Annotated in this window: 20 protein-coding genes and 2 pseudogenes; 16 read left to right on the top strand and 6 right to left on the bottom strand. The window is 58.6% G+C overall.

Features of this window, described 5'->3' with window-relative positions:
- The 9 genes from M3436_11010 to M3436_10970 form a co-directional block, all read left to right on the top strand.
- On the top strand, window positions 1-233 hold a 233-nt coding region (locus M3436_11010), incomplete at its 5' end, for a hypothetical protein (GenBank protein ID MDQ3564636.1).
- A gap of 34 nt (window positions 234-267) precedes the next feature.
- Window positions 268-1380 (top strand): XRE family transcriptional regulator, encoded by a 1113-nt coding sequence (locus M3436_11005; protein MDQ3564635.1) that lies wholly within the window; start codon window positions 268-270, stop codon window positions 1378-1380.
- A gap of 15 nt (window positions 1381-1395) precedes the next feature.
- Window positions 1396-1899: a hypothetical protein gene (locus M3436_11000; protein MDQ3564634.1), complete on the top strand. Its 504-nt coding sequence runs from the start codon at window positions 1396-1398 to the stop codon at window positions 1897-1899.
- On the top strand, window positions 1896-5789 hold the full coding sequence (locus M3436_10995) for a DEAD/DEAH box helicase (protein MDQ3564633.1): 3894 nt from the start codon (window positions 1896-1898) through the stop codon (window positions 5787-5789). The genes M3436_11000 and M3436_10995 overlap by 4 nt, the downstream gene beginning before the upstream one ends.
- A 43-nt stretch (window positions 5790-5832) precedes the next feature.
- A complete protein-coding gene (locus M3436_10990) occupies window positions 5833-7077 on the top strand; it encodes a DUF1998 domain-containing protein (protein MDQ3564632.1) in 1245 nt (414 codons plus the stop codon).
- Window positions 7078-7635: 558 nt separating this feature from the next.
- The gene (locus M3436_10985) at window positions 7636-8397 is read left to right on the top strand and encodes a S24 family peptidase (GenBank protein MDQ3564631.1); all 762 of its coding nucleotides are present in this window, start codon (window positions 7636-7638) and stop codon (window positions 8395-8397) included.
- A 57-nt stretch (window positions 8398-8454) separates the two neighbouring features.
- Entirely contained in the window at window positions 8455-9504 is a 1050-nt protein-coding gene (locus M3436_10980) for a hypothetical protein (GenBank protein MDQ3564630.1), read from the top strand.
- 25 nt (window positions 9505-9529) lie between these two features.
- Window positions 9530-9949 carry a hypothetical protein gene (locus tag M3436_10975; GenBank protein ID MDQ3564629.1) on the top strand — a complete coding sequence of 140 codons (420 nt, stop codon included), beginning with the start codon at window positions 9530-9532 and terminating at the stop codon, window positions 9947-9949.
- Window positions 9950-10002: 53 nt separating this feature from the next.
- Entirely contained in the window at window positions 10003-10968 is a 966-nt protein-coding gene (locus tag M3436_10970) for an ATP-binding protein (GenBank protein MDQ3564628.1), read from the top strand.
- Here the strand turns inward: M3436_10970 and M3436_10965 are convergent.
- The 6 genes and pseudogenes from M3436_10965 to M3436_10940 all read right to left on the bottom strand — a co-directional run bounded on the left by M3436_10965 (window position 10957) and on the right by M3436_10940 (window position 15320).
- Window positions 10957-11658, bottom strand: coding sequence for a CPBP family intramembrane metalloprotease (locus M3436_10965; GenBank protein MDQ3564627.1), 702 nt, complete (start codon window positions 11656-11658; stop codon window positions 10957-10959). The two genes, M3436_10970 and M3436_10965, sit on opposite strands and share 12 nt — an antisense overlap.
- A 224-nt stretch (window positions 11659-11882) precedes the next feature.
- The gene (locus tag M3436_10960; GenBank protein ID MDQ3564626.1) at window positions 11883-13139 is read right to left on the bottom strand and encodes a TonB-dependent receptor; all 1257 of its coding nucleotides are present in this window, start codon (window positions 13137-13139) and stop codon (window positions 11883-11885) included.
- 228 nt (window positions 13140-13367) lie between these two features.
- A pseudogene (locus M3436_10955) lies at window positions 13368-13553 on the bottom strand (TonB-dependent receptor plug domain-containing protein).
- Window positions 13545-13862 (bottom strand): annotated as a pseudogene (locus tag M3436_10950) (Plug domain-containing protein). Before M3436_10950 ends, M3436_10955 begins: the two co-directional pseudogenes overlap by 9 nt.
- Window positions 13863-13994: 132 nt before the next feature.
- Window positions 13995-14963 (bottom strand): response regulator, encoded by a 969-nt coding sequence (locus M3436_10945; GenBank protein MDQ3564625.1) that lies wholly within the window; start codon window positions 14961-14963, stop codon window positions 13995-13997.
- Between the two features lie 171 nt (window positions 14964-15134).
- Window positions 15135-15320, bottom strand: a complete 186-nt coding sequence (locus M3436_10940; GenBank protein MDQ3564624.1) for a hypothetical protein — start codon at window positions 15318-15320, stop codon at window positions 15135-15137.
- 33 nt (window positions 15321-15353) lie between these two features.
- On the opposite strand from M3436_10940, the gene M3436_10935 reads away from it, so the two are divergent.
- From M3436_10935 to M3436_10905, 7 genes are all read left to right on the top strand, one after another.
- On the top strand, window positions 15354-15674 hold the full coding sequence (locus tag M3436_10935) for a chalcone isomerase family protein (GenBank protein ID MDQ3564623.1): 321 nt from the start codon (window positions 15354-15356) through the stop codon (window positions 15672-15674).
- A 12-nt stretch (window positions 15675-15686) separates the two neighbouring features.
- Window positions 15687-16787 carry an inorganic phosphate transporter gene (locus M3436_10930; GenBank protein MDQ3564622.1) on the top strand — a complete coding sequence of 367 codons (1101 nt, stop codon included), beginning with the start codon at window positions 15687-15689 and terminating at the stop codon, window positions 16785-16787.
- A gap of 11 nt (window positions 16788-16798) precedes the next feature.
- Window positions 16799-17245: a transposase gene (locus M3436_10925; protein MDQ3564621.1), complete on the top strand. Its 447-nt coding sequence runs from the start codon at window positions 16799-16801 to the stop codon at window positions 17243-17245.
- Between the two features lie 74 nt (window positions 17246-17319).
- Complete coding sequence (locus M3436_10920; protein ID MDQ3564620.1) at window positions 17320-17709, top strand: hypothetical protein; 390 nt, start codon at window positions 17320-17322, stop codon at window positions 17707-17709.
- 324 nt (window positions 17710-18033) lie between these two features.
- Window positions 18034-18987, top strand: a complete 954-nt coding sequence (locus M3436_10915) for an IS110 family transposase (GenBank protein MDQ3564619.1) — start codon at window positions 18034-18036, stop codon at window positions 18985-18987.
- A 35-nt stretch (window positions 18988-19022) separates the two neighbouring features.
- On the top strand, window positions 19023-20195 hold the full coding sequence (gene dinB / locus M3436_10910) for a DNA polymerase IV (GenBank protein MDQ3564618.1): 1173 nt from the start codon (window positions 19023-19025) through the stop codon (window positions 20193-20195).
- 172 nt (window positions 20196-20367) lie between these two features.
- Window positions 20368-20670, top strand: a complete 303-nt coding sequence (locus M3436_10905) for a GNAT family N-acetyltransferase (protein MDQ3564617.1) — start codon at window positions 20368-20370, stop codon at window positions 20668-20670.
- Window positions 20671-20814 lie beyond the last annotated feature (144 nt).

Genomic DNA, 20814 nt, shown 5'->3' with positions numbered 1-20814 from the left:
CGACTTGCTGCGGCCCGTGCGCATCGGAAAACCATGAATCAGCAGCGATTGACCCAGGCAGCCTGAGCAGTGAAAGTCTCCCTTCTTCGCCTAAACATTTTGTCCAAGTTGACGTGAAGCGCGACAGGACACACGAGCAACTCTCGGCAATCTGGGCGAAAACGACTGCGGTCGCGCGTAATGACCAGAACGAATGGCGCAAGGATGCGTGTGGTGCCTGGATCGGTTGGTGAGGGTTCGGACTGGCTTGCTTAAGCGAGGGACAGCATGAACGAACTTATTTCACGACGACTCAAACACGCACGCGAGAAGCTCAATTTGACTCAGGCCCAACTATCGGCGCGTCTTGGCTTCAACGACCGCCAGACGCTTGCGGCCATCGAAGCGGGTAGCCGCAAGCTTTCCGCTGACGAGTTGCTGCGGGTAATCCAAACGCTAAAGGTTGACCTGGACTACTTCACGGACTCGTTCCGCCTCGTTGGGGAGGGCAACTTCAATTGGCGCGCACACCGGCAGGCTGAACGAGGATTGTTGGCCGACTTCGAGCAAAAGGCGGGTCGGTGGATCGCTACCTACCGCAAATTGGGTGCGGATTCAGGCGTTACCAAAAGCCCGCTACAGGTGCGTCTGGCGCTATCGGAGAAAAGCAGCTTTGAGGACGCATGGGCGGCTGCGGAAGCCCTGGGCCGTGAATGGAAGCTGGGCGAGGTTCCAGCGCTTAATCTCGAAAAGGCGATTCGGTCTAACCTCCGTGCTCTTGTCTTGTATGTGGATGCGCCCGATGTGATTTCGGGCGCCGCCTGCAATCTGCCGGGTCTGAACACCATTCTCATCAATCGGAATGAACCGGAAGGCCGACGGTATTTCGATCTCGCGCACGAGTGCTTCCACCTGCTGACCTGGGAGCACATGACGCCAGCACACATCGAGGAATCCGACGGTAACTATCGAGGGAAAGGTAGGCACAAGCGCATCGAGCAACTGGCCGACAATTTCGCGGGGGCAATCCTGATGCCCAGTCATGTTCTGCTACCCCGTTGGGAAAGCCGTGGGAAGCGCGATCCCCACAACTGGCTGAACGCCACGGCGAGCACCTTGTGCGTGACCGCCAAGGCACTCAAGGTGCGCATGTGCTATATGGGGCTGCTCAGCCAAGCTGATCTTCTCGACATCCAGGATTCAAAGCTGACGGCGAATGGGCGGCCTGGGCGGCAGCCGGTACCACGATTATTCAGCGCCGATTTTGCGCAGATGCTGCATGCGGCTTTGTCCGAGGGGCGTCTTTCCGTGCGGCGCGCGGCATCGCTGCTTGAAACGACAATCAAAGATCTGGCGGATCTCTTCCGGGCCTACGAACTCACGGTCCCCTTCGATTTGTAAGTCAGAGCTCATGCGATGCAACGCGGACAGATCGTTCTTGTGGATACCAACATCATCATCGAGGCTGTCCGCACGAATTGCTGGAACGCGTTGGCGAATCATTTCGCCCTGGAAACCGTGGACAAATGCATGGAGGAAGCGCTGACCGGAGACCGGCTGCGGCGGGGATACGTCAAGGTGGATCCAGCGCAGTTGAGGAAGGGCGTGCGCGAAGCGCATGCCCTCGTACCAATTGAGATGATGAAGCTCGCGCTTGCACTGCCAGGCTCCGATGAACTCGATCCGGGAGAGAGGCAATTGTTCGGCCATGCGCTCCGTCGCACGGACACCTGGATCGCTAGCTGCGCTGATCGCGCGGCGCTGAAAGCGGCATTCGCGTTGGGGTGGAACGACCGCATTGTTTCCCTGGAGGTGCTGGCGCGCTCTGCCGGTGCGAAGCCAACCCTCAAGATGCATTTCACAGAGCATTGGCTGTCCGAGATCCGGACGACTTTCCTGCTTGATAAAGGGCTCTCATGACGCGCTTCTCGGTCGTCGAAAGCGTGCGCCACCTGATCGGGCAATACCGCAGCTTCATCAAGAGCTCGTATCGGCTTGCGGACGAGCACCTGCGCGCGCAGTTCGAGGGGCACATCAACGGCACCGACGTGCTGGTGAAGGGCCCTTACGTGACTCTGGCGCGGGACTTTGCGCCGGGGCGGACGCTGGCTGAGGTGCTGGCCTCCGGCGGCAGCCACAAGGGTCTGGCCAAGCTGCATTGGCCGTTCGGGACTCATCAGCTGTTCGCTCCCCAGGAAGCGGCGCTGCGCGCGGTCGAGGCGGGACGCAATGTCATCGTCAAGACCGGCACTGGCAGCGGCAAGACGGAATCCTTCATGCTGCCCGTGTGCTCCGGGGTCCTGAAACTGAGGGATCAGGGTGTGCAGGGCACCAAGGCGATCCTGCTCTACCCCATGAATGCGCTGGCCAACGATCAGCTGGGCCGGCTGCGAAATCTGATCCGAGACTCGGGGAGCGCAATCACCTTCGCCCTCTACACCGGCGATAGCGAAACCGTGACGGCCGCGCTCGGCGAGACGGTGGCCGGAAACGAATTGACGCGCCGCGAGGCGATCCGGCAAGCACCACCGGACATCATTCTCACCAACTACAAGCAGCTCGAATACTTGCTCGTACGCAAAGCGGATCGGGCCTTGTTTACGCCCGCGCTGCGCTACTTGGTGCTGGACGAAATCCATAGCTACCGGGGCGCCTTGGCGACCGAACTTGCCTGCCTGATCCGCCGGCTGAAAGCGCGCTGTGGGCGCGAGGCTGGCGAGCTGCGCTGCATCGGCACGTCTGCGACCGTGTCGCAAGACGTCGGCGGCGATGAGGCGCTGGCGAAGTTCGCCACGGGCCTGTTCGCCGAGCCCTTCGACAAAGATGACATCATCGGCGACGTGCACGTGACGCATGAGCCGCCAGGCGAGCCCTACATGCCACCGCTCGTGGAGCTGGGCGAGACGGATCTCGCTTTCTTCAAGCACGAGGATGAAGAATCACTGCTACGGCTCGCGGAGCGTATATGCGGGAAACAGGTGCCGGCTGATGATTCCACCCACGCGAGGCTGCAAGCCCTGTTGGAGGGCAACATACTGATAGATACCTTGCATGCCGCTGGAGATCTACCGCGGTCCTTCGGGGAGATCGTCGCCGACCTGCGCTCGCGGCTACCAGATCTGGGCGAGTCCTCCGACGAGTCCCTGAAAAGGCTCATCGAAGCGTATCTCCTTATCAGTAGTTTTGGCGACGACAATGAGCCAGCTGCGCTACGCCCGAAGCTGCATACCTTCTTCCACGGGGTCTATGACGTGGGACTGTGCATGAATCCTGGCTGCCGCAAACTCGTGGCCGATGGTTCTGATACCTGTCCCGACTGTAAGTGCGCTGTCCGCCCGGCCGTGTTGTGCCGCACGTGCGGACAGGACTTCGTCAAAGTGCGCTTCGATCCGGAGCACCCGGGAGTGACGGTCGCCAACGACGACTTTGTCAGTGATGAAGACACTGCATTCATCACACCCAAGCTGGTCGGCCAGCGCGACGATGAAGCCGAAGAAGATAACGCTGAAGAGGAAGGGGAAGAAGACAATCCACGTCCACGCCGCCGGCGGGGAACTGCAGCACAGCAGAAGCTGAGCCGCGAATGGGTGGATCATTTGACAGGTCAGCTTTTTGAAACACGGCCCAGCGGTATTCGGGAAGAGAATCTGAGCGAGCAGTACGTGCTGCGCCGCAAAGGGTCGACCTGCCCGGTCTGCAACAGTCGCTACACCCGTGGCGATGTGCTCACTCTGTTAAGAACGGGCGTAGCCTCCAGTGTTTCCGTGCTGGGCACGCACCACCTGGACAGGGTCCCGGAGGATCAGCGCAAGCTCCTCGTCTTTGCCGACAACCGCCAGGACGCGGCACACCAGGCCGGCTATATGGGTGACCGGCACCGGCAGTTCGCCTTGCGCCACGCTGTCGAATCCGCCGTGCGGGCGGCGGGGTCTGATGGGCTCAGTCTGGAGTCCCTGCCGCATGCGGTGCTGGAAATCTTCCAGCGCATCGGTCTGGCGCGGCGCAACCTCGGCCGTGACGATCAAGCCAAGTGGATGAAGACGCTTACCTACGAGTGTGCGGGCGAGTTTTGTCGTGCGTCCCACCAGCGCATCGCCCTGGAAAATTTGGCGCTGATCGAAGTGCAGTATGAGTTCCTCGATAAGCTGGCTGCGGATGCGCGATTTGTCGAGTGCTGTCGGCTGGCGGAACTGAATCCGGAACGAGGCGCGATGCTGGTCCGGGCGATTCTCGATTTCATGCGCCGCAAGCGCGCAGTCTCTTTTGATTTCTACCAGCACTACCTTGACCCGAGGCGCACGCCTTGGAGCTGGCTCACCGAGGATCCCTACAATCTTTCCATCACCGAACATGAACGCGGAGCCACTTGCTTCATGTTTGACCGACCGGAGGCACTGCGTAGCCGTTCGGTTTCTGGCGTCAAGTTCGAGCCTCTGGTCAAGGATTCGGAGCGCGGGGCACCGGGCGGTATCGCTCGCCTGATCTATTCAAAAGCTAGCCTGGGACCGGTTGCTGGCGAGAAGTGGACGCGGCGGGTGTTCAAGCTCATGCAGGAATACGAGATTGTCGAGCCAGCGGCGCTGCCGGACTCCGCCCGACGCCACTTGGCTGGTGGACAAGTGCCCTTGCAGATTTCCCGTCGTGTGATCCGGCTCGCGCCAGGCGGTGAGGGCTGGCGCTGCCAGAAATGCGCCATCTGGCGGCCGTATCACGGGAATGCCTGTTACGCGACGACCAGTTGCTCAGGAGAGGCTGCCGACCTGCGCCCAGGCAAAGCGGACGACTCCAACTACTACGTCAATCTCTACACGGCGGAGCGTCCCCGACGCCTGAGAGCTCAGGAACACACGGCGCAGATAGACCAGGAGGCGCGTGCCAAACGTGAGCAGGACTTCAAGACGGGGCGGATAGAGGCGCTAGTGTGCAGCCCGACTCTGGAGCTGGGCGTTGACATCGGTGACCTCTACAGCGTGTTGTTACGAAACGCACCGCACGCCCCCGCCAATTACGTGCAGCGGGCCGGTCGCGCCGGGCGCAGGCTTCGGATCGGCTTTGTTTCAACGTTTTGCGGAATGGGTCCACACGATCGGCACTGCTTTGAGGACCCAGCGTGGCTGGTGCGCGGCGAGTTCAAGCCGCCGGTGGTCCGGTTGTCAAACGACAAAATTCTCGCACGGCATGTGCGATCGTTCGCACTGGAAGAACTGAACGAAGACTTTTCCTGGCTGATGGGCGACTTGCTCGAAGACGTCCAGAACCCGGCGACACTCAAGAAGGGCCTCTACCGACCGTTGACTGGGAGACTCCGGGAACACAGCTCCGAGGTCAGTGCCAAGGCAGCAACGGTGTTCGGCAATATGCGAGGGCTCGCCGAGGCAGTCGAGTCATTCCCGGTCTTGATTGAAGAAACCATTCACCAATGGCACCGGCAGGTTCGACGGCTGCACGAAGAATTCACCGAATACTCTCGCATCGTCCCCACACGGGAGAGCGAGCAAAAGCGACGAGCTCGCTTGCGTGCTTACAAACGAGCTAACGACAGACCGGGAAAAGGCCTTTGGGCTGACGTACTTAGCCGAGGTTGGGCTCTTGCCTTCCTACCAATTCCCAACCGATACCTTCTCCCTGGACCCAGGTGTAGCGGACACGCCGACCTTGCGCAGACCGGCGTGGATTGCGCTATTCGAGTTTGCGCCGGGAAACATGGTGTATGCCAATGGCCACAAGCTGAAAAGCATCCGTGCCTTTTTCGAAGGCGGCGCGCGGTCCGGAGCTGTCCAGCGCGGGGTCGATCAGTCCGGCAGGGTTGAGGCCTACTTCTTTTGCGAGCCTTGCGGATTCGCTACCACGGAAGTGCGATCTGAGTGTCCGCAGTGCCATAACCCGATTCTCAGTAGGGCAGATATTGCGCTGATTGATTCGTTTGAGGCGGAGGAAAACACGCAGATAACCTCGGCAGAGGACAGCCGTCAGCGTCTGAATTTCGAACGCCGCGAGCACCTTCTCGACGACTACGAGGGACCGGTAAAGCTGTATCCCTACGAGTTCGCGGCGCTGGAATTCCGTCCCAAGGCGAATCTCCTGGTGACCAATTGGGGGCGGCGGACCCGCTGGGGTGAGCAAGGGGATCGCTTTGAGCTTTGTCCGAATTGCGGCAGGCACCGACCGCACGGCCTCAACCAAAAGGCATTGCAGCACTGGGACGACAACCATCACCAAATTTGTAACGGCGATCCCAGACCTTTCGTGCTCGGCTATCGGTTCTCTGCGGATGTTCTAGTCTTGCCTGTCCTAGGACGACTGGTGCCCGAGGACGAAAATGATGCGAAGGCGTTTTGCCGAACACTTGGCAAAGCACTGGTTGTCGGTGCCCAAGAGGTGCTCGAAGTCGAATCGGACGAAATCGCCTACTTCCACTACCGTGACGGAGCTGGTGGCTGGACACTCGTGTTCTATGAAACGGCGCCAGGCGGGGCCGGCTACTTGGAGCAGCTGGCGCAGAATCTTCCGCGCTGGGCGAAAGCGGCGCACGAACGGCTCTTTCGCCACGATTGCGAACGTGCATGCTATCGGTGCCTGAAATCCGCCCGTAATCAGTTCGATCATGCGGTGCTGAACAAGGAGCTGTTGCGAGACGTCTTGTTCCACTGGGGCGAAGCAGTGCCTGTCGAGCCGCCCCGTTCGGGTAAGCGCGACGACGGCAGACAGATTTCCGTGCAGTGGCTGGAGAAAGAGGTCCCCATCCAATCTGCGGTGCCGACGTCAGACACGCCGATTGAACGAAAGCTCCTCGAAGCTATCCAGACAGGCGGGCGGCTACCCGTGCCCGTCGCTCAACACGAGATTCGTAACGACGCTGGGGCTCTGCTTACCATTCCTGATTTCGCATATCCAGATCAAAGGATCGCGATCTACTGCGACGGGTTTGCTCATCACGGAAACGTGGATTCACTAGCTGGCGACGCGCGCAAGCGAAACGAGCTACAGGCGAAGGGCTGGGCTGTCCTCACGTTCTGGGGGCGGCAGATTCTTCGGAATCCCGAATCTTGCGAGCGCCAAATCTGGCAATGCTATGAGCATCGCCGCGCGAGTCCATAGCTAGGCGAAACAGGAGGTTCGACGGCGCTTCCGCACGATGATGACATTCAGACGGAGCTTCTTAAGCTTCTGGCAGCTAAGCCTCAAAGAAGGATGCATGGCAACGATGCATATTCGTGTGAACGAGCACGTAACGGCGACCAGACTTCAGTGTGGTTGGTCGCCTGGCCCTGAGCAATCGGTTTCCATGCATGCGCCTGTTGCTACGTAGCATTCTGGAATGAAGGGTGGTCAACCGCCGACGATCACGCATGGTTACCTCAGCTTGATCGATCACGGACATAGGTAACACTCGCTGCCTGCAAAAAGAGCCACCCACCGGGCCAGGTAGTTAGCGCGGAGCAGCAAGATCCATCGCAGGATCGGCATAATTGCGGTTCGGTGGAAGTCCTTCATTATTCAATCCTAGGCCGCGAGCGCCTTTGTTCCCTCGCATTGGTTATTGATCACCCAGGGTTCTTTTGGATTTGAGCCGATGATTATATATGTTTTCTATGGTATTCTGTATTGACAGTATATGTCATATTGGGATCATAACTCAAACGCTCGCTAGTCCTTATGGCCATCGGAGAAACGAGACGGCATAACTTACGCTGGTTAATCGATACGGACTTCGGTGGTATCGATGCGAAGCTCGCGCGGCAGGCGGGTCTCCACCCCTCGCAGATTTGCCGGGTGCTAGGCGCGGGCAGTCGGACGGCGCTCGGAAATAGGCTCGCCCGCCGCATCGAAGAGAAGACCGGGAAACCCGACGGGTGGATGGATGAAATCCATCTTTTTCCCGAGGGGTTTAGCCAGCAGCTAAGCGCGACAGAGGGTAAGGCTATCGTGGTGTCACCGTTCGGCCATACGATGGCGCCGGTCGTCAGCTACGAATTGGCCGCCGAGTGGATCGGCTCACGGCGTCCTTATCCGATCACCGATAGAACACAAGTCGAATGGGTCCGGCTCGAGCGCGCAAGCGATCGCGTGATCGGTGTGGTCGTGGAAGAAGAGGACATGATGGATACCATCGGACCAGGCGATCACGTGTTCCTTGACCCCGCGGCCGATCCCCAGCCTGGGGATTTGGTCTTCGCACGGCTTGCTGGCGAAAAGAAGGTGGTCTTACGGAAATATCGGCCGCGGCAGCGTGACGGAGCGGGGGTGCTGGTCGTGGAGCTTGCGCCGCTCAACGAAGACTACCCCATCTACGTGATCGATGCAAAACACCCTGGCCGTATTCTCGCTGTGATGGTAGAACACCGCAAGTACCGCCGCAGAACGGTTGCGAGCTCATCCGTCCCGGCGCTGAAGACACGCCGCGGCTTGCGGGGTTAGTCGCTTAGCATTCCGTTGGCGAAGCGCTTTGTTACGCCAGGAAATGCGTGGCAGTCGTTGGGCAACTTTTGCGTTTCCATTGCGATCACCGTGGTGGATGAGAACATCCAAACGTTTGCTCAAACAGCTCGGGGTGCCCAGCGTGTCCGAAGACGGTCAGGCCGAATCCGCTGTTTCGGCATCACACGGATCGTCTTACTCCTCCTTGCCTATTTTTGCGTTCCGCTCACGGCACGCGGGGTAACCGGACCACCGCCTCAGGTCTGTATCCTGTATCCGGACGTCGGTGAGCCCTACGCTAGGATCACGAGCGAGATCTTAGCGGGCATCGAGGAACGGTTAGACGTATCCAAGCCCTGCACCTGGGCGTTATCCCACAAGGTGGGTACGGAGGTTGTGCGAGGCTGGTTATCCCGTCACTCTCCCGACCTTGTGATCACGCTCGGCAGGCTCGCCACGCAGGTGTTTGAAATGTCCGGATCGAGACTACCCCATGTGATCGGGGCGCTTGATATCTCCCCCGAAACGCGGCCGAATGCTTCCGGGATCAGTCTCGCCGTGGATCCCCGCGTGATGTTTGAACACCTTAAAAAAATAGCCCCTAGGGTAAAACGCGTGTTCTTGGTATCCGAACCCGGTCATGACCGCTGGCTGGTCGAACGTGCAATGAAAGAAGCTCCTGCCTACGAATTAGAATTGCGGGTGGAACCCGCGGCCAATGCGATGGAGGGAGCCGAACGCTATGGGCAGTTTGTGCGGACGGCGGAGGCCGAGAGCGATGCGATCTGGGTGACGTTGAACAACGCGATCATCGATGATCAGAGTCTCGTACCGTATTTGATCGAGCAGGCCTGGTACCGAAAGATCATCGTCGTCTCGAATACGCTCGAGCATGCGCGGTGGGGGGTACTGTTCGCGACCTATCCGAACAACCGCGCGCTTGGACACCGACTTGCGGAAATGGCGGTGCGGCTCGCCGAGCATCCCGGAAAGGCGCTCGGGATCCGGCCCCTTCAAGACATTAAAATCGCGCCGAATCACCGCATCATGAACCATCTCGGCCTACCGCTCGGCAAGGTAGGCATGTTCGAGATCCTGTACGACTAGCCGATCTGGGGCAGCGCTGCTTCGTATGCTCGGACACCTACGGTTTCAATTGCCACGCTTTCGGGCGCTATTGCCGGACGCGCGAGTAAGCGGGATCATCGCTGTCTCGCTCGCCGCCTTTCTCTCGCTGTCATGGTTCATGTACGGGGAATTCCGTCACCTGCTCATCGATCAAGGCGTGCAACTCGCCGAGCAATTCGCCTACACGAGTCGCAATGTTTTCGTGGTCAATGACCCGGCGGCCATTAAACAAACGGCCTCCGTGTTCAGACGCTTTCCGGGCGTGCAGTATATCGCGGTCGTAGACAAGGATTTTCGGGTTCGTTACGAGGATGGCGCACCGAGCGCTCGCCCCCAGCAGAGATCCGGGGGCCAGTGGCCGGCCGACGCAACACTCGCCGCCGAGGGCGAACAACTTGGTACTTCATCGCCCCGATCCGCATAAGTGGCACCGATTCCGGCTCGCCGTACCGCGATAGGATCCGCCCCCAAGCGGTAGTGGGCTATGTGCTCCTCGATATCGACAAAAAGAGGCTCCATCGGCTCGCGCTGGTGCTTGTTCCAATCGATGTGGTCATTGGCATGGCGCTGTCCTTTTTACTCATCACCTGGGCAAAGAAAGAGACCCTGAGAGCCCATGCGAATGCGCTCGAATCGGAGGTACGGATCCGGACGCAGGAGGCACTCGCGGCACGGGATGCGGCGCTGACTGCCGATCGGCACAAATCGGAGTTTCTCGGGACTGTCACCCACGAGATGCGGACGCCCTTGCATGGCATCATCGGATACACCCAATTGGCCCTCGAAAACCTGCCGTATAAGGACGCCAAACTGAACGAGACCAATCTAAAGATTGTACTCAAGAACGCCGTGCAGTTGCTTGGGTTGATCAATAATATTCTGGATACGACGGCGCTCGAAGCGGGGAAGATGGACGTGAGTCCCGAGCCGGTTAATCTTCAAGAACTTGTCGAGAGCGCGATCGAGACCGTCCGTCCTCTGATACTGAAAAACGGCAATCAGTTGGAGCATGAGTTCGCCGGCAACGAAGTGGCGGTCGTCGATAAAACCAAGCTGCAGCAGATACTGCTCAACCTGTTGACCAATGCTGCGAAATTCACGAACGGGGGTCGGATCTCATTGCAAGCTGAAAGCGCGGCAACGCAGCTCCGCATCGAGGTGAGCGACAGCGGTATCGGGATCCCCGATGAGCAACAGGTGCTCATATTTCAACCCTTCCGCAAAGTCGAAATAGATAACGCGCATCACTACCAAGGCACGGGCCTCGGGCTCGCCATCAGTCAAGCGTTCTGTCACCTGATGAGGGAAGATCACCGTGCGAAGCCGCGTGAACGCAGGCTCTACCTTTACCGTCACGATTCCTCTGCCGGTTCGCGCCCAAGGAAATCGGGGGTAACAGCGCTGGCACAACCACTGGGGCGAGTGAGCCGTTTAATGCCTTAAAGCCGGATAGGTAAAGAACAGAAAATGGATCGTGTTTACCGTGAAATGCACGAGGATACTGGATTCTATACGCTTGGTTTTTTGATAGACGAACCCGTAACCAACGCCGGCCACAGCAGCGAGCATGACGTAGCTAATTCCCCCCTTAAAATGTGCAAGACCGAACATTAACGATGCTAACACGATCGCATAGATCCCCCCGAAACGGATCTTCGCAAACCCCTTATCAAGGTGCTGTTGAACGAACGCGCGAAAAAGCGCTTCTTCCGGTATGCAGGTGAAGAAGAGATTTGACCATGCCCAGAGCGGGAATTGTCCTGGGAGTTTTGGATCGAACCGGACGTAGTGGAGTGCGAACGCCGAACCGAGGAGAACGGTAGCGGTGATCAAAAACCACAACATCGCTACCGGGAGCATGAGTTTCCAATCCGTCGACCGACTGACTAACGGATGACAGAAGCTAAGCAGAAATAACCCAATCAGAGGTTTGTCGTAGGTGAGATATCGCGCGTAGGGGATCGCGCCTGGGCTCAACACGGCTTCGGGAATCGCCGTGTAGCTTGAAAACCCCGGCAGGGCGTGCACCGTGAAAGCGAGGGCGACCAGGAGAATAGCTATCCCGGTGAACCATCTGATCAGGCGGACTTGCTGATAATGAGTGTATAGCCAGCTTGCAAGGCCAAATAACACAATGAAAGGAACCCCACTGGGTGTTACGAACCCAGCGTCTAATGCGAAACCGAGGGACAAAACGAAGGGTATGCTCCAGAATGCGATCCTCGCGAATAAGTGGCCAGACATGCGTACCCATAGCGCTGCGACCGACAATGATAACAAGCCGAAGGTCGCAACCGCGCTTAGGTGCTCGGGCAACACGCTAAGTCCTGCACATCAAGATTGCTGTATACCGCCGCTTACGGAAACTGAATACGCAATTCGCCATAGACATGGCGCCCGGCGAACGGGATGTCAAACGGCAATGAGGTCGCCGAGTCGCTCGGCTCGCGCGCATTGGCGTCCAGGAGATTACGGATCGAGATCGCCGCATCGAAATAATTAGCGATGTTGCGCCGCTGTAATGTGAGGTTGACGGTCGAATAGTCGTCTATGGGAGGGCGAGGATCACCGCTCGGGCGCTCCCGGTTGAGCACCGATTTTACGTTGGCATTCAGGTTCCATTCCGGCGTAATATGCCAGTTCGCTTCACCGTAAATCTGGTGTTTCGGAGTAAGGCGCGTTCTCACATCATCATCTTGCCCGAGCCCATCAACGTAAGCGTACTTCCACAAGAGACCAACGCTCGGCGTTATATCCAGTGCGTATTCCCACTCCCAACCGTAGCCACTGTGATCGTCCCCATTGACGAAACCAAGGCCATTCGGTGATGCGGGGTTCGCGACCACCTCAATGAAATCGTGCAAGGTGTACCAGAAGAGATTAAGGCTCGAGCGGTAACGCGTCGACCGGTAGTCGAACGCCAGCTCAACCATGTCGATGGTGGTGGGGTCAAGATCCGGATTGCCAAGGCCAAGGGTCAGTCCGTTAGAATGCTGTTCGATGAACGATGGTGGCCGAAACGCACGCCCATAGAGGATCTTCGTGGTGAGTCGGTAATCCGTATTCCAGACAAGACCCACGCGTGGATTCACCGTCGTTCCAAAATCGGAGTAGTGGTCAAGCCGAACCCCCGTGGTCAGGCTCCAGTCGTTGGTGAACGACCATTCATCCTGGAGGTAGGTATAGAATATCGTTCGCTCAGCATCCGGAAAGATCGGGACATCCCCTACGCCGCCTCCCTCCGCAACTATTCCGGTCGGCAGGGGCACACCGTTCACGACAATGTAATTCCTCTCATCCCGGGTGGTATCCGTAGACTCGAACACACCGCCAAGCCCGACTCTAAGCCAGTGATGTTTGATCCCTGTATATAGCCCCGTTAATTCGCCGCGTACGCGATCCTCCTCGACATCGAGATCTTGTCGGACCCCGTCCGGAAAGGTGCCTCCGAAGGCGCCTGGCGGAAATCCTATAAGGCCGAAGCGCGAGTTTAATTTCACATAGCTCAGTTGCGCAGTAACATCGAGTGCATCCGAATAACGATCGTGATAAGTGAGATCGGAATTGGCGAGCTCAAAATTCGCTTCCCCGTCGGGGTCTAAGCTTTTCGTCACACCTACGCCTGTCCCAAGGTTCAATTGACCGAAGTAACCCGCACGCAAGGTCAATGGCCCCCGAGATACATCGGCCCGAAGGTCGATTAAATCTCGACCTACATTGATTGACGCGGGTGCACGAGAAGCGTTCGTCGCAAACAGATCATCGAGTCGCGTCTGCGCGTCCGCCTCAATGATCTCGTCATAACCATCGCTTGTTCGGCCAGAGGCGCTGAATGCAACATCAAACCCACCGTATTCTCCACCGTGCAAGAGCCAGCCGTCATAGGTGTCAAATGATCCCGCCCGTGCCCCTACTTCTGTTCCGTTGATCCCCTTCCCCGTTTTGGTCACGATATTGACCACGCCGGCCAAGGCATCCGCGCCGTACACCGCAGAACCCGGCCCGCGAATAACCTCAATGCGCTCGATGTTATTGAGCTGAATGTTGTTCAATTGGCCAAATGCGTTAAAGAACAGGCCCTGACCCACGGGAGCGTTGTTTATCAATACTAATAAGCGGGAGGACACCCCTCGTATAATCGGTACCAGCGATATCGCGTCGATAGTGGAAATGTGGATCCCTGCCACCGTCTCCAAAACTTCGTCAAGTGTGGTAGCACCGATATTTCTAATCTCTTCGTCGGTAATCACGGTAGCGACGGCGGGAGCACGCACGATGGGTTTGTCATACCCGGTCGCGATACTTATCGCTTGCTCGCTGCCGTAGACGTCGAGCATGTCCGCACGTTCACCCGCGATGACGCTAGGCGTTGCGAATCCAACGAATAGGCAAGCGGCGCATTGAGCGCAGCAGAACCGATTACAGTGCGGTCGCCGGCTTATTTTATAAAGAGCGTTGCCAGACATGTGCTAAAACTCGTCCAGTAGGGATCGCCATTCCTCGTCGGTGAGGGCTGTCGCGGGGGAGTTTTCGATTGCACTCTTTAAGTGGCATGCAGCGGATCCTGCTTTACCGACCGAAAGTGCATGGTCGGCGGCATGCACTCGGCCGCTTAACTCCCTCACCACAACGTCCATCTCCCTCCATTCCGCTACGGTTTCAACGCAATCGCGTTGTCGTAATACGCTCTCGCAGATTTGGCGAAGGTGGGCAATGTCAAACGGTTTAGGTAGGAAATCGGTAGCCCCGTCGAGCATGAGTGAGGCGTGCGCATCAAGCGATGCGTGCGCGGTGATAACAACGACCGGTTGTCTTTGATCAATCCCGCGGATCTGGCGCAGTACTTCTTCGCCAGGCAAACCAGGTAAGCGTAAATCGAGCAGTATGAGGTCGTGGCGGCGCTCACGGTAAGCGCGGAGCCCTACCGCGCCATCCGGGGCAAGCTCCACGTCGAAGAGGTGCTGTAGGCAGTCTCTTGCGAGATTGGCAGAGGTCTCATCGTCCTCGATGACGAGAACAGCGGGTCGTGGATCGCACGCCATACAGTCATCGACTGCCTCCAGAAGGCTGTGCACTTGGTCCGTGGAAAGCAGACGCACTTGGTGTTCGTGCACCATGGCCCGTAGGGTTTGGCTGGTATTCCCTTCGAACAAAACCAGGATTGGCAGAGACTTGCGGCAAAACCGCCCGGACCGAACGATTCGTGCTAACGTCCACGCGTCGCCGTCCGGAAGCAAATAACTCGTGATCAGCAGGTTATACGGGCCGTGCTGCAGTTTGCTGACAACGGCGCGTGCCGTATCAACGGCAACAACTCGGCGATAGCCCGCGCGCACGAGCACATGCCGTAGGCTCTCTTGAGATTTGGAGTCCTGATGTACGAGCAAAATGAGCTCGCCGCGCTGCGTGTCGCTACAGAGCCCCCCGTTCGTGCTCATAATACCTCCTCCCGTTCCCCCTTTACGGGCGTATTACTGTTGTGAGCGAAGCACCCCTCGTCTATATGACTAGTAGTGCGAACTTAAGTAAGGCACAATTGATATTTAATGTCAATATTTCAACGTTGTGTCTTTGGCAAATCAGTGACACGGATCACAAAGGTGAGATCGCTAGAGAGGCCAAAGCGGCGCCATCTCATTGTGAGAGCACGTGCGCGAGGCTCGCCCAAACAGCGCGAGAATGCGCACGGCGCGGGGTGCCCGGGCGGACAAGCCAAGATGCGTGAGGATCTTGGCAATCACGGTAGGATGTTCGATGGCGGCGATGATCTTCAAGGTGCCCCGCACTGGGGACATTGTTCAATAGCGTTACAGGAGGTGCCCGCGGGTATGCTGGCGGGGAAGATCGGGACGGTGATTGATCTAGCCTCACGCTTGCCCGAGCAGGGCTTCGAGCAAAACTGCACGTCGCCCTGCGTGCTGCCACAGAAAGAGATCGCGGCGTTTCAGTTATTTATTCCGGACTCGCGCAGCGGTGACACCCAGACCTACGCTGACCGTATGGAAGTGTTCTCGAACGGCAAACGGATCGGCGAGGTCAAGGGCGCAGGGTTCACACGCCTGTTGCTGTCCACCTGGATTGGCCCACCGGCGCCGCCGACCGAAGCATTGAAAAACGCCCTGCTCGGTCTTGCAGGCTCAAAAAGATAAGGAGAAAACGCGATGACGACAGTGCTGGCACTGGCTTGTGTTGCGCTGCTGGCCTATGCCAACGGTGCCAATGACAACTTCAAGGGCGTGGCGACGTTATTCGGCAGCGGCGTCAGTGATTACAAAAAGGCCCTGAACTGGGCCACCGCAATGACCTTTGCCGGTTCGCTGTCCGCGGTCTGGCTGACGGCCAGCCTGGTCGCCACCTTCAGCGGCAAACAGATCGTCTCGCCGGAGACGCTGGCGCTGCCCGGATTCCCCCTGGCAGTGATTGCCGCCGCTGCCGCGACAGTGCTGATTGCCACGCGCATCGGTGCGCCGATTTCGACCACGCATGCGCTGGCCGGCGCCTTGCTCGGCGCCGCATTCGCCGCGCCGGAATCCGTCGTGAACTGGGCCAAGGCCCGCAAGTCCATTTTTCTTCCGCTCGGCGTGGGGCCGGTAGTCGCGATCGCCGCCGCGATGCTGCTGTATCCGGTCTTCACGCGATTGCGGTCCGCGCTGGGCATCACGCGCCAAACCTGCATCTGCGTCGGCGAGGAATGGGTGCCGCAAACATCAGGCACTCTGGCGGGGAAAATCAGCGTCGCGGTCGAGAGCCAGCAGGTCTGTCAGCAGCGCTACACCGGCGCGGTGTTCGGTGTCTCCGCGCAGAAACTGCTCGATGGCCTGCATTATTTCTCGGCCGGCGCGGTCAGTTTCGCGCGCGGCGTCAACGACACACCGAAGATTGTGGCGCTGATGCTGCTCGCCGCGCCGTTTGCCGGACAGGGCTTTGGCGCCTTTGTCGGCATCGGCTTTGTCATTGCACTGGGCGGCCTGCTCGGCGCCCGGCGTGTGGCCGAGACCATGTCGCAGAAAATCACCACGATGAATCCGGGTCAGGGCCTGACTGCGAACCTGATCACCTCCTCGCTGGTGCTAGCCGCTTCGCCCTTGGGCCTGCCGCTCTCGACCACGCATGTTTCCTGCGGCGCGCTGTTCGGCATAGGCGCGGTGACGCAACAGGCGCGCTGGAAAACCATCGCTGGCATTTTTGCCGCCTGGCTGATCACCCTGCCGCTGGCCGCCGCGCTCGGCGCTATGCTGATGCGGCTCAGCCTTCTTGCTTGATCGGAACGCTCATGAACGGCGATTTCAACGCACACGCATCCATCCAGGACTACGGCAAAGAATTCGCCCAGAAGATCGAGTTCGTCTGCTCGGCATGTGGAAGCCCTACCTGCAGCTCATCGAGCGGCACTGCTCCCAGGCGCTCAACATTCTCGGTCGTTCTCTTGCGCTACAACCTCAAAAGCGTGCGTGCCTATCTGCTCAAGGAGGACTTCCAGCAATTCTGGGACTATGAATCGCCCACGTGGGCGGGAAAGTTCCTCGATCAGTGGTGTACCCAGATGCGTTCAAGAATAGAACCGATGAAACAACTCGCTCGCACCCTGCGTAGCCACCGCGAGCTCCTGCTCAATTACTTCCGGGCTCGCAAGGCGTTCTCCAGCGGCGTCATCGAGGGGCTAAACAACAAGGCCAAAGTCACCATGAGAAAATCTTACGGTTTCCGTACCTTCCGATGAGCCAAAACTCGCCCACAGTTTTTACTGACGAACCCAAAAAATGGACATATTTAAGGCTTAATTGTGGCTTAGTTATGCCCGCCCTTCTTGTTGGATTGGCGGGCGCTGGCTTGTGGCTCATCGCCAGCGGCTGGTTCTGGTCCTGGATTTTGGATCGACTGCCTATGTGTGAGAAATATCATGTGGCGTGGGCGGTCACAGTCGCATCGAGTTTCAACACCCATGAGTCTACCCGGCCGGGGGAGCTAAGCCACCCCTTCCTCCTCAACCCCGAAGGCGCTCGTACCGAATACGAGATCGAACGCAGTCAAGATCCGACGCGGCCGCGCTACGATGCCGACATCGGAACGTGGGTCGCGCCCTTCTTGATGGGACCGATAAACACGCGGGTCGTACGCCGTAGCGCCGCGCTCTACGCTCAATGCGGAGTGATCGGCGACACCATCGGCGCAAGGCACGCTTGATTGAGCGGATAAGGACAGTCAGCTAGTTTATTCATCTCCGCGCTACTTTCCCCCTTGTATGTTCGCCCTATATGAAATATTTATCATCTTGTTGGGCATGAGGGATGATGTCCACATATCCACAACCATGGCGCGGTGCGAGATTTTTGCCCGAGGTCCTTGTGTTGTAGGAAACTCGTCTTGGGACGTGGTAGACCGTTATCCCCTTGGGACCACAAGCCCGCGGGTGAGCTTGGGTCGCCACGTCCCTCTCTCATTAACCCGAACAGTTGCCGGGGCCTCAAGAGCCCGTATCTTGGCAAGGCTGGGTAACGGAGGTTGGTCATGAACGAAACCCCTTCACCGATCGTCGGTATCGATGTCTCCAAGGCTTCTTTGGAGGTTGCCGTCCGTCCCAGTGGCCCACTGGGGAGCTTCGTGAACGATGAGGCTGGCATCCAAGCGTTGGTTAAGCAGCTGAAGACGCTGGCACCCGGCCTGATCGTGCTGGAAGCCACCGGTGGACTGGAGATCGCGGTAGTGTCAGCGTTAGCGGCAAACGCACTTCCAGTGGTCGTAGTCAATCCGCGCCAAGTGCGCGACTTCGCCAAGGCCACGGGACAGCTCGCGAAGACCGACACGCTGGATGCCGATAGCCTCGCCCACTTCGGCGAAGTCCTGCGCCCACCGGTGCGCCCGATAAAAGACGCACAGCTCCAAGCACTCGATGCCTTGATGACCCGTCGTCGCCAACTCGTCGGGATGCTCACCGCAGAGAAGAATCGATTGTCGTTAGCTTCCCCCGCCACGCGCAAGGACATTATCAAACACATTGCTTGGCTCGAGAAACGCCTCAAAGGCATCGATGGCCAGATCACCCGATGGATCAAGAACAGTCCCCTGTGGCTCGCCAAAGACCGCTTGCTCCAAGGGGTCCCCGGCGTGGGGCCAGTGACCTCCGTGAGCCTGTTAGCCGATCTCCCCGAACTCGGTACACTGAATCGCCGCGAGATTGCCGCCTTGGTGGGTATCGCCCCCTTCAATCGCGACAGCGGTACGCTGCGGGGTAAACGCACCGTCTGGGGCGGGCGCGCCCAGGTACGCTCCGTGTTATATATGGCTACCCTCAGTGCCGTGCGTTGCAATGCCATCATTCGAGCCTTCTATCAGCGCCTACGCACCGCAGGAAAACCCGCGAAAGTCGCCTTGACGGCCTGTATGCGTAAGCTGCTGCCGATCTTGAATGCCATGCTGAAGACGAATACCCCATGGACGCAAAACCCTATACAAACCACTTGACTCAAAACACAGTTGCTCACCCAATCGGCGGTTTGATGCAGCGACGAGTCGCCCATCTGGACATGGATGCCTTTTATGCATCGGTGGAGCTATTGCGCTATCCACAATTGAGAGGCTTGCCGGTGGTGATTGGCGGTCGGCATCACGGGCACCTCCGGACGGGGGACACCTTTCCTCGCCTTCGTGATTATGTTGGGCGGGGTGTCGTCACCACCGCGACCTATGAGGCGCGGGCATTCGGGGTCCACTCGGGCATGGGCGTCATGAAAGCCGCCAGACTCGCACCGGATGCGATCCTGCTGCCGGCGGACTTCGAACAATATCGACATTACTCTCGCCTGTTCAAAGCGTCCGTCGCCGAAATCGCACCGGAAATTGAAGACCGTGGCATCGACGAGATTTATATTGATCTGACCAAGCTTCCCGGTGACACCGTAGAACTCGCTCAGCGCATCAAGAGCAAGGTGCGACGCGCAACTGGCCTGTCTTGCTCCATTGGGATCACACCCAACAAACTCCTCGCCAAGCTCGCCTCGGAGCTGCAGAAACCGGACGGATTGACGGTACTTTCCTATGCGGATCTCCCCACCCGTATCTGGCCGCTGCCGGCGCGGAGCATCAGCGGCATCGGCCCGAAGGCGAATGCAAAGCTCGCTGCACTCGGTATTCACACCGTTGGCGACTTGGTCCACTCGGATCCCGCAAGGCTGGTAGCGAGGTTTGGCCTGCACTACGGGACTTGGCTGACTGACGCCGCCCACGGACGCGATGAACGCCCGGTGGTTACGCGCCGAGAGCCCAAGTCCATTAGTTGCGAAACCACCTTCGAACACGATTTGCATCCGAAGCGTGACCGAGCGGCCCTGTCCGATATCCTGCTGGGGCTGTGCCAGCGCGTCAGTGGCGATCTCGGCCGTAAGAGTTACCTCGGGAAGACCATCGGTATCAAACTCCGCTATGATGATTTCCGGACAGTGACCCGCGACCTCACGCTAGAGGAGGCGACGGCGGATCCGGCGAGCATCCGAGCTGCAGCGCGAACCTGTCTTCAGCGGGTAGCGCTAGATCGAAAACTACGCTTGCTCGGGATTAGGGTCACGCCGCTTAGGCCCTCCGGGTACGTTGGCGACCTCAGTACGCCCGCTGGCTGCCCTGACGGAGACCGCGATGTGAGCCATGGCCCGCCGGACGGCGATTTGATACGGTAGATTGGAATGAAATGCCAGAGCCCAACACTGCATTTAGCGGAACTCGCTGATGCCCAGCAGATCGCTCGCATGTCACGCGACTTCGTTGAGGTGGGCCTCGGTTGGTCGTGGACACCGGATCGAGTGAGACGATCGATTCAGTGTCCTGATACGGTCGTCTTGAGCGCACGTGATGGCCCTCGGATGCGGGGCTTTGCCATCATGGAATTCCTTGAAGAGGAGGCGCATTTGGAACTGTTGGCAGTTAGACCCGAGCTATCGTCGTGCAGGCCTCGGCCGTCGTCTCGTTCGCTGGCTTGAGGAATCCTGCACGGTGGCCGGTAGCTTCGTTGTCTATTTGGAAGTGCGCGCCAGTAACCCGGGTGCCCGCGCCTTCTACCAAGCGCTGGGATACCGCTGTATCGCTCAGGTCCCTCGCTATTATCAGGGCATTGAAGCCGCGATCCGCATGGCGCGTGATCTGAGTGCCGGTTAGCGGGCGGCGCTCTGCGCTAAACTCATGGCATGCGCAAGGTGATAGCGATCGCGGTGCTGCTGCTCTTGATAGGCGGCGCGGCCTATCTTTACTACGTGCGTGGGGTTGGCGTCTCGGCCCGGATCCCGCGGCCTGCGACTATCG

The sequence above is a fragment of the Pseudomonadota bacterium genome (assembly GCA_030859565.1).
Classification (GTDB): Bacteria; Pseudomonadota; Gammaproteobacteria; order JACCXJ01; family JACCXJ01; genus USCg-Taylor.
The sequence above is the reverse complement of the archived record's forward strand: the minus strand, read 5'-3'. Positions and strand labels throughout refer to the sequence as shown.

What these genes read in the sequence shown, in the direction of transcription:
- M3436_11005 (MDQ3564635.1), top strand. Translation starts at nt 268, where the DNA reads ATGAACGAACTTATTTCACGACGACTCAAACACGCACGCGAGAAGCTC.
- M3436_11000 (MDQ3564634.1), top strand. Translation starts at nt 1,396, where the DNA reads ATGCAACGCGGACAGATCGTTCTTGTGGATACCAACATCATCATCGAG.
- M3436_10995 (MDQ3564633.1), top strand. Translation starts at nt 1,896, where the DNA reads ATGACGCGCTTCTCGGTCGTCGAAAGCGTGCGCCACCTGATCGGGCAA.
- M3436_10985 (MDQ3564631.1), top strand. Translation starts at nt 7,636, where the DNA reads ATGGCCATCGGAGAAACGAGACGGCATAACTTACGCTGGTTAATCGAT.
- M3436_10975 (MDQ3564629.1), top strand. Translation starts at nt 9,530, where the DNA reads ATGCTCGGACACCTACGGTTTCAATTGCCACGCTTTCGGGCGCTATTG.
- M3436_10945 (MDQ3564625.1), bottom strand. Translation starts at nt 14,963, where the DNA reads ATGAGCACGAACGGGGGGCTCTGTAGCGACACGCAGCGCGGCGAGCTC.
- M3436_10940 (MDQ3564624.1), bottom strand. Translation starts at nt 15,320, where the DNA reads ATGTCCCCAGTGCGGGGCACCTTGAAGATCATCGCCGCCATCGAACAT.
- M3436_10935 (MDQ3564623.1), top strand. Translation starts at nt 15,354, where the DNA reads ATGCTGGCGGGGAAGATCGGGACGGTGATTGATCTAGCCTCACGCTTG.
- M3436_10930 (MDQ3564622.1), top strand. Translation starts at nt 15,687, where the DNA reads ATGACGACAGTGCTGGCACTGGCTTGTGTTGCGCTGCTGGCCTATGCC.
- M3436_10925 (MDQ3564621.1), top strand. Translation starts at nt 16,799, where the DNA reads ATGAACGGCGATTTCAACGCACACGCATCCATCCAGGACTACGGCAAA.
- M3436_10920 (MDQ3564620.1), top strand. Translation starts at nt 17,320, where the DNA reads ATGCCCGCCCTTCTTGTTGGATTGGCGGGCGCTGGCTTGTGGCTCATC.
- M3436_10915 (MDQ3564619.1), top strand. Translation starts at nt 18,034, where the DNA reads ATGAACGAAACCCCTTCACCGATCGTCGGTATCGATGTCTCCAAGGCT.
- dinB (MDQ3564618.1), top strand. Translation starts at nt 19,023, where the DNA reads ATGCAGCGACGAGTCGCCCATCTGGACATGGATGCCTTTTATGCATCG.
- M3436_10905 (MDQ3564617.1), top strand. Translation starts at nt 20,368, where the DNA reads ATGGCCCTCGGATGCGGGGCTTTGCCATCATGGAATTCCTTGAAGAGG.